This is a genomic window from Rhodococcus sp. (in: high G+C Gram-positive bacteria), assembly GCF_049286785.1.
Classification (GTDB): domain Bacteria; phylum Actinomycetota; class Actinomycetes; order Mycobacteriales; family Mycobacteriaceae; genus Rhodococcus_F.
In genome coordinates this window covers 1-7,492 of sequence record NZ_JBAQEO010000807.1, presented here as the reverse complement: position 1 = coordinate 7,492, position 7,492 = coordinate 1, and the positions used below count along the sequence as shown (strand labels likewise).

11 protein-coding genes are annotated in these 7,492 nt (G+C 65.9%); 10 read left to right on the top strand and 1 reads right to left on the bottom strand.

Going from position 1 to position 7,492, the window contains the following annotated elements; all coding sequences use genetic code 11:
• From WAW17_RS29120 to arsA, 7 genes are all read left to right on the top strand, one after another.
• The coding region (locus WAW17_RS29120) for an ArsR/SmtB family transcription factor (protein WP_422336327.1) at positions 1-366 on the top strand (366 nt) is incomplete at its 5' end.
• Positions 363-1,454, top strand: coding sequence for an ACR3 family arsenite efflux transporter (arsB, locus tag WAW17_RS29115; RefSeq protein WP_422336326.1), 1,092 nt, complete (start codon positions 363-365; stop codon positions 1,452-1,454). The genes WAW17_RS29120 and arsB, both read left to right, overlap by 4 nt.
• Entirely contained in the window at positions 1,454-2,107 is a 654-nt protein-coding gene (locus WAW17_RS29110; RefSeq protein WP_422336325.1) for an arsenate reductase ArsC, read from the top strand. Before arsB ends, WAW17_RS29110 begins: the two co-directional genes overlap by 1 nt.
• Before the next feature lie 30 nt (positions 2,108-2,137).
• A complete protein-coding gene (locus WAW17_RS29105) occupies positions 2,138-2,548 on the top strand; it encodes an arsenate reductase ArsC (RefSeq protein ID WP_422336324.1) in 411 nt (136 codons plus the stop codon).
• A gap of 11 nt (positions 2,549-2,559) precedes the next feature.
• Complete coding sequence (locus WAW17_RS29100; RefSeq protein WP_422336323.1) at positions 2,560-2,988, top strand: low molecular weight phosphatase family protein; 429 nt, start codon at positions 2,560-2,562, stop codon at positions 2,986-2,988.
• The gene (gene arsD / locus WAW17_RS29095; protein WP_422336322.1) at positions 2,985-3,389 is read left to right on the top strand and encodes an arsenite efflux transporter metallochaperone ArsD; all 405 of its coding nucleotides are present in this window, start codon (positions 2,985-2,987) and stop codon (positions 3,387-3,389) included. Before WAW17_RS29100 ends, arsD begins: the two co-directional genes overlap by 4 nt.
• A gap of 14 nt (positions 3,390-3,403) precedes the next feature.
• Entirely contained in the window at positions 3,404-5,191 is a 1,788-nt protein-coding gene (arsA, locus tag WAW17_RS29090) for an arsenical pump-driving ATPase (RefSeq protein ID WP_422336321.1), read from the top strand.
• 41 nt (positions 5,192-5,232) lie between these two features.
• Here the strand turns inward: arsA and WAW17_RS29085 are convergent, their stop codons facing one another.
• A complete protein-coding gene (locus WAW17_RS29085; protein WP_422336320.1) occupies positions 5,233-5,721 on the bottom strand; it encodes an ArsI/CadI family heavy metal resistance metalloenzyme in 489 nt (162 codons plus the stop codon).
• A 95-nt stretch (positions 5,722-5,816) separates the two neighbouring features.
• Between WAW17_RS29085 and WAW17_RS29080 the strand changes: the two genes are divergently transcribed.
• The 3 genes from WAW17_RS29080 to WAW17_RS29070 form a co-directional block, all read left to right on the top strand.
• Positions 5,817-6,176, top strand: a complete 360-nt coding sequence (locus WAW17_RS29080) for an Rv2640c family ArsR-like transcriptional regulator (protein ID WP_422336319.1) — start codon at positions 5,817-5,819, stop codon at positions 6,174-6,176.
• 78 nt (positions 6,177-6,254) lie between these two features.
• Positions 6,255-6,725 (top strand): VOC family protein, encoded by a 471-nt coding sequence (locus WAW17_RS29075; protein WP_422336318.1) that lies wholly within the window; start codon positions 6,255-6,257, stop codon positions 6,723-6,725.
• 151 nt (positions 6,726-6,876) lie between these two features.
• A partial coding sequence (locus WAW17_RS29070; protein WP_422336317.1) for a beta-ketoacyl synthase N-terminal-like domain-containing protein occupies positions 6,877-7,492 on the top strand: 616 nt, incomplete at its 3' end.

Below are 7,492 nucleotides of genomic sequence, written 5' to 3'. Positions count from 1 at the left end.
GACAATGGTGCGTGTTGCTCACCGCTCCTGCGTGAGCCGTTGACCGAGGATTGGGCCGGGGATCTGGCCCGGATGTTCAAGGCGCTCGGCGACCCGGTGCGCCTCCGACTTCTGAGTCTGGTCGCCTCCCACGCCGGCGGCGAGGCCTGTGTGTGTGATATCTCCGAGTCGTTCGATCTGTCCCAGCCCACGATCTCGCATCACCTGAAGGTGCTGCGCTCGGCCGGGCTGCTCGACTGCGAACGGCGCGGCACCTGGGTGTACTACTGGGTGATTCCCGCGGCGTTGCAGCAGCTTTCCGCAGTGCTTCTCGCCGAGGGTGGGCCAGTGGTTCCGTCCGAGGCGTGCGTGGAGGTTCCCGCGTGAGTGACACCGCCACCGATCATCCGGCCGTGGTCGGGAAACTGTCCACCCTCGACCGCTTCCTGCCCGTCTGGATCGGCGTGGCCATGGTCGCCGGCCTTCTGCTCGGCCGCATGATTCCCGGACTCGGCGACGCGCTCAGCGCCGTGGAGATCGACGGAATCTCGTTGCCGATCGCCCTCGGCCTGCTCATCATGATGTACCCGGTCCTGGCGAAGGTGCGCTACGACCGTCTCGACACCGTCACCGGTGACCGCAAGATGCTGCTCGGGTCGCTCGTCCTGAACTGGGTCGTCGGTCCGGCGCTGATGTTCACCCTCGCCTGGCTGCTGCTGCCGGATCTACCCGAATACCGGACCGGGCTGATCATCGTCGGTCTCGCACGATGCATCGCCATGGTCATCATCTGGAACGACCTCGCCTGCGGCGATCGGGAAGCCGCGGCCGTACTGGTCGCGATCAATTCGGTGTTCCAGGTGATCATGTTCGCCGTGCTCGGCTGGTTCTATCTGTCGGTGCTGCCGGGTTGGCTGGGTCTCGAGCAGACCACCATCGACACCTCGCCGTGGCAGATCGCCAAATCGGTGCTCATCTTCCTCGGCATCCCTCTGCTCGCCGGATTCCTGACTCGCCGCTACGGCGAAAAAGCCAGGGGCCGCGCCTGGTACGAGTCGAAGTTCCTGCCCAGGATCGGGCCGTGGGCGCTGTACGGTCTGCTGTTCACCATCGTGATCCTCTTCGCATTGCAGGGCGAGCAGATCACCTCCCAGCCGCTGGACGTGGTGCGCATCGCGCTGCCGCTGTTGGCCTACTTCGCGATCATGTGGGGTGGCGGCTATGCCCTCGGCGCCGCGATGGGCCTGGGCTACGAACGCACCACCACCCTCGCGTTCACCGCTGCGGGCAACAACTTCGAGCTCGCCATCGCCGTCGCGATCGCCACCTACGGCGCCACCTCCGGGCAAGCCCTGGCCGGGGTGGTCGGACCGCTCATCGAGGTCCCGGTCCTCGTCGGCCTCGTCTACGTCTCCCTCGCCCTCCGCAAACGCTTCACCGCCACCGCATCAGCATCTACGACAAAGGAGTCCTGATGTCCGAGCACCGCGCCCAGCCCGAATTATTGATGCCGCAGGCGATCCTGTCCCGCACCGCCGCCGACCTGTCCGCGAAGTACACCGGAATCTTCTCCCCGCAGACCGTGGAACGTTACGTTTTCGAGTCGTATACCGCGTTGCGGCGGACCGCCAAGGTCCACACGCACCTGACGACGCTGGCCGGCCGCTTCGCCGCCGATCGGCTCACCGCCCTCGCCCAGGCGCAGGGCGCGGCACCGAAAGACGTGCCCGAGGTGCTGTTCATCTGCGTCCACAACGCAGGCCGCTCCCAGATGGCGGCGGCGTTGCTCAACGAGCATGCCCTGGGCCGCGTGCATGTCCGCTCGGCCGGGTCCGCACCGCTCCACTCGATCAACCCGACCGTGATCGAGGCGATGGCGGAGATCGGCCTCGATCTCGGTGCCGAGTACCCCAAACCCCTCACCGACGACGTCGTCGCCGCCGCAGATGTGGTCGTCTCGATGGGCTGCGGCGACGCCTGCCCGGTTTATCCCGGAAAGCGCTACCTCGACTGGGCCCTCGACGATCCCGACGGACAGCCACTCGAGGTCGTCCGCGCCATCCGCGACGATCTCGATGCCCGGGTGCGGCAGTTGCTGCGCGAGCTCACCACCCCGATCCCAGCCTGACCTGCTTCCTCGCGAAAGGATTCATTCTTCATGTCCACCACCCCGAGCGTGTTGTTCGTCTGCGTCCACAACGCCGGCCGCTCCCAGATGGCCGCCGGATTCCTCCACCACCTCGCCGGCGACGCCATCGAGGTCCGTTCTGCGGGCAGCGCACCCGCCGAGACGATCAACTCCGCCGCCGTGGAGGCCATGGCCGAGATCGGCATCGACATCTCGGACCAGTCTCCGAAGATCCTCACCCCGGATGCCGTGCACACCTCCGACGTGGTCATCACGATGGGCTGCGGCGACGCCTGCCCCGTGTTCCCCGGCGTGAGCTACCGCGACTGGGCACTCGAGGACCCGGCAGGCAAGGGCGTCGAGGCGGTCCGTCCGATCCGCGACGAAATCAAGAGCCGGGTGGAGGCGCTGATCGCCGAACTCGTCCCCGCGACCGCCTGAGCGGCACAGGCATGCCGAAACCCTCAGTTCTGTTCGTGTGCGTCAAGAACGGCGGGAAGTCGCAGATGGCCGCGGGCCTGATGCGCAAGGCCGCAGGCGAACTCGTCGACGTGTACTCCGCCGGTACCAAACCCGGCACCGCCGTCAATGCCCTCTCCGCCGAATCCCTTCTCGAGGTCGGGGTCGATATCAGCGGGGAGACCCCGACACTCGTCGACCCGCAACTGGTGCGCGACGTCGATCTGGTGGTCACCCTCGGCCGCGAGGCCCACGTCGACCCAGTTGCGGGCACCCGCTTCGAGAATTGGGACACCGACGAGCCGTCCGAACGCGGCATCGAGGGCATCGAGCGCATGCGACTGGTACGCGACGACATCGCCGCTCACGTCGACACGCTCACCAACCGATTGCTCACAACACAGGAGGGCACCACCCCATGACCATTATCGAAATTTTCGAACCCGCATTGTGCTGCAACACCGGTGTCTGCGGAGACGACGTCGACCAGGCGCTGGTCACCTTCTCCGCCGACATGGACTGGGTGCGCTCGCAGGGCGGCGACATCGCCCGTTTCAACCTTGCGAGCGAGCCCCTTGCCTTCGCCGAACGCGAACCGGTCAAGGCGTTCCTGCAGCTGACCGGCTCCGAGGGACTCCCCCTCGTCCTGGTCGATGGCGTCACCGCCTTGACCGGGCGCTACCCGGACCGTACCCAGCTGGCCAAATGGGCGGGTCTGACCGTCGATGCACCCGCTGCTCCCGCCGGTATTCGGATGCTCGACCTCACCGAGACCGGCGGCAGCGCGTGCTGCAGCGACACCGACAACACCAGCTGCTGCTGAAAGGCTCTGCGCGCATGATGTTTCTCGACACCCCGCCCCGATTCCTGTTCTTCACCGGCAAGGGCGGGGTCGGGAAGACCTCGATCGCCTGCGCCTCGGCGATCACCCTGGCTCGCACCGGGAAGAGGGTCCTGCTCGTGAGCACCGACCCCGCGTCCAACGTGGGCCAGGTATTCGGGTTGACCATCGGCAACACCGTCACCGAGATTCCCGCCGTTCCAGGGTTGTCCGCGCTAGAGATCGATCCCGAACAGGCCGCGGCCGCATACCGCGAACGCATCATCAGCCCGGTGCGCGGACTACTTCCGGAGAAGGAACTGCAGTCGATCACCGAGCAGCTCTCGGGGTCATGTACCACCGAGATCGCCTCGTTCAACGAGTTCACTGCACTCCTCACCGACAATGACGGAACAGCCGGGTTCGACCATATTCTGTTCGACACCGCCCCCACCGGGCACACCATCCGGTTGCTACAACTACCCGGGTCGTGGACCGACTTCTTGAACGAAGGCAAGGGCGATGCCTCCTGCCTCGGCCCGCTGTCCGGACTGGAGAAGCAGCGCACCATCTACGCCGAGGCCGTCGCGGCGCTCGCAGATCCCCGGCGCACCCGACTGGTCCTGGTCGCCCGCGCCCAGCGATCCACCGTCGCCGAAATCGCCCGCACCCATGCCGAACTCGCCGACATCGGGCTGACACACCAGTACGTCGTGATCAACGGTCTCCTGCCCGTGCCCGACGACGGAGATGAGCTGGCCACCGCCATATATGGTCGCGAACAGGCGGTGCTGAATGCTCTTCCCACCAGCCTTCGCGCCCTCCCGCTCGATCAGGTGGAACTCAAGGCCACCAACATGGTCGGCATCGCCGCTCTCGACACACTCTTCACACCCGAGACCGCTACCACCCCACCAACTGCTCCGCCCGCAGAACTCGTCAGGGCCGCGCCGCTGTCCGCACTGGTCGACGAACTCGAGGCCGACGGTTCCGGATTGATCATGTGCATGGGCAAGGGCGGAGTCGGCAAGACCACCATCGCCGCCGCGGTCGCCGTCGCACTCGCCGAACGCGGGCACCAGGTGCACCTGACCACCACCGACCCTGCCGCACATCTCGCCGACACCCTCGACGGAAGTCTCGACACGCTGCAGGTCTCTCGAATCGATCCGAACGAGGCGACCCAGCAGTATCGCGACCGCGTGCTGTCCACGAAGGGCGCGACACTCGACGCGCAGGGACGCGCCACCCTCACCGAGGACCTGCTCTCCCCCTGCACGGAGGAAGTGGCTGTCTTCCAAGCGTTTTCGCGGGTCATCCACGAATCGCGGCGTAAGTTCGTGGTGGTCGACACCGCACCGACCGGTCACACGCTGCTGCTTCTCGACGCCACGGGGTCGTATCACCGGGAGATCTCGCGTCAGATGGGCGAGGGCTCCCACTTCACGACACCGCCGCACTTCACAACCCCCTTGATGCGACTGCAGAACCCGGAGGAAACCAAGGTTGTCCTCGTCACTCTCGCGGAAACCACACCCCGCCTCGAAGCGGCCGGCCTGCAGGACGACCTCGAACGCGCCGGCATCCATCCCTGGGCCTGGGTGATCAACAACTCCCTGGCTGCGGCCGAGCCGACCTCACCCCTGCTGCGTCGCCGCGCCGCGGCGGAGATCGACGAGATTGCCACCATCACGAGGGAGTGCGCGAGCCGATACGCGGTGGTCCCGATGCTGCCCACCGAACCCGTCGGGATCGACGCGCTGGCCGCGCTCACCGGAGCCCGGCCGACCGTACCCACCGCATGACTGTGGCCGGCCCGATGGGCCGGCCACAGTGTGTAGCGAAATCAGCAGCAGGACGTGCCGGCGGCAGCCTTCTCGTCCTGCGCGGGAGCCTTCTGGACCTGCGTGCCACAGCACGCGCCGCCTTCGGCTTCCGGATCGGCGTGCTGCGGGCTGGTTCCGAAGGTCTCGGAGTCGGCGAGCACCGTGTAGACCTCCCATTTTTCACCCGCCGGTCCGGTCACCCACACCTTGTCCTGGGTCGCGAAACAACAGGTGGTGCCGATCTCCTCGTCGGTGAACAGCCCTTCGCCGGTCAGACGGGCGATCTCCTCGTGCACCTTCGCGCTGTCCTCGACCTCGACACCGAGGTGGTTGATGGTGCCACCCTTCCCCGGATTCTCGAGCAGCACCAGCTTGAGCGGCGGTTCGGCGATGGCAAAGTTCGCGTATCCGGGCTTGCGCTTCGCCGGCTGGGTATTGAACAGTTTCGAGTAGAACGTGATCGCCTCGTCCAGATCGTCGACGTTGAGTGCGAGCTGTGCACGTGACATGATTTCCTCCACCTGTGTGACATACATCGAATTGGTGATTGATCCCAGCCTCCCACCTTTTTGACATATGTCAAGAGAGTGGCATGATCGATTTCATGCCCAAGACGTTGCCGGTGATCGACATGACAGCCCCTATCTGCTGCACCCCGGTTTCGGCCGCGCCGATGACCGACGATGCGGCGCTCCACCTCGCACTGCGCCTGAAGGCGTTGGCCGATCCGGTTCGTATCAAGCTGATGTCCATCCTGCTGACGGCAGACGCCGGCGAAGTCTGCACCTGCGACCTCGCCACCGGAGTCGGCCTGGCCGAATCGACGGTGAGCCACCACCTCGGGCAGCTGAAGAAGGCCGGCATGGTTCAGCCCACCCGCAGAGGCATGAACGTTTTCTACACCGCCCGTACCGACGCGCTCGACGCACTTCGTCTCGTCCTCGACCCGAACTGCTGCAAGTAGCGATGACTTTCCACTCTCGCGCTGGTCTCTCCTGAAGACGGGTATCCGTACAAAGGGGCCCGAGACGAGGAGAGAACGATGCCGAAGATCACGCCGTGGCTGTGGTTCGACATGAATGCCGAGGACGCAGCCAAGTTTTACACCAGCGTGTTCCCCAATTCACGGATTGTGAGCACCACCTATTACACCGAGGGCACACCGGTTCCCGCCGGAACGGTCATGACGGTGGAGTTCGAGCTCGACGGTCAGGTGTTCTACGGCCTGAACGGCAGCCCGGACTTCCCGTTCACCGAAGCAGTGTCGTTCCAGATCGACTGCGCCTCCCAGGACGAGGTCGACCACTACTGGAACGCCCTCACCGAGGGCGGCGAGGAATCCCGGTGCGGCTGGTTGAAGGACCGGTTCGGACTCTCCTGGCAGGTGGTGCCGCGAAGGTTGAACGAGCTGCTCTCGGACTCTGATCCAGAGGTTGCCCAGCGCGTGACGGACGTTCTGATGAAGATGCACAAGATCGACGTGCCGACCCTGGAAGCTGCTGCTCACGGGTGAATCGAGGGCCCGACGCCATCACGATGCCGTTCCCGTGCCTGTGCGCGTGACACTCGCCCGCCCAGTGCTGTACCGTTCGGTCAGTACATAAACCCGGCGGCAACGCCGTCGAGCACACCACCGCACTGGGCGTGGCGATTGGAGATACGGCATGCAGGTACGCGAAGCGGTCATCGTCGAGGCGGTGCGCACCCCCATCGGTAAGAGGAATGGCTCGCTGAGTGGCGTCCATCCCGCCGACCTGTCGGCCGTCGTGATGCGCGAGCTGATCCGCCGCACGGGGATCGAGCCCGCGGGCATTGACGATGTCATGTGGGGATGCGTCACGCAGATCGGCGACCAGTCCAGCAACATCGGCCGCTTCGCGGTGTTGGCCGCCGGGTGGCCCGAGTCGGTGCCCGCGGTGACGTTCAACCGTGCGTGCGGGTCCAGCCAGCAGGCCGTCGAGTCCGCGGCCCACGCGGTGATGTCCGGCGCCTACGACATCGTCGTCGCCGGCGGGGTGGAGACCATGTCGCGTGTACCGCTCGGAGCGGCCCGGGCCTCGGGCTTCCCTTACGGCCAGACCGTGCTGGACCGCTACCAGACCGATCACCTCGATCAAGGCACCGGCGCGGAGATGATGGCGGCGAAGTGGGGCCTGTCGCGCCAGATGCTCGACGAGTTCGCCTCCCGCTCACACCACTTGGCCGCCGGCGCGATCGACCGGGCGGCGTTCGACCGGCAACTGGTTCCGGTCGACACCGGCGATGTGCAGTTCGCCGTCG

Excerpts from the sequence above, each read along its gene's own strand:
- WAW17_RS29110 (WP_422336325.1), top strand. The coding sequence starts at position 1,454 with ATGTCCGAGCACCGCGCCCAGCCCGAATTATTGATGCCGCAGGCGATC.
- WAW17_RS29105 (WP_422336324.1), top strand. The coding sequence starts at position 2,138 with ATGTCCACCACCCCGAGCGTGTTGTTCGTCTGCGTCCACAACGCCGGC.
- WAW17_RS29100 (WP_422336323.1), top strand. The coding sequence starts at position 2,560 with ATGCCGAAACCCTCAGTTCTGTTCGTGTGCGTCAAGAACGGCGGGAAG.
- arsD (WP_422336322.1), top strand. The coding sequence starts at position 2,985 with ATGACCATTATCGAAATTTTCGAACCCGCATTGTGCTGCAACACCGGT.
- arsA (WP_422336321.1), top strand. The coding sequence starts at position 3,404 with ATGATGTTTCTCGACACCCCGCCCCGATTCCTGTTCTTCACCGGCAAG.
- WAW17_RS29085 (WP_422336320.1), bottom strand. The coding sequence starts at position 5,721 with ATGTCACGTGCACAGCTCGCACTCAACGTCGACGATCTGGACGAGGCG.
- WAW17_RS29080 (WP_422336319.1), top strand. The coding sequence starts at position 5,817 with ATGCCCAAGACGTTGCCGGTGATCGACATGACAGCCCCTATCTGCTGC.
- WAW17_RS29075 (WP_422336318.1), top strand. The coding sequence starts at position 6,255 with ATGCCGAAGATCACGCCGTGGCTGTGGTTCGACATGAATGCCGAGGAC.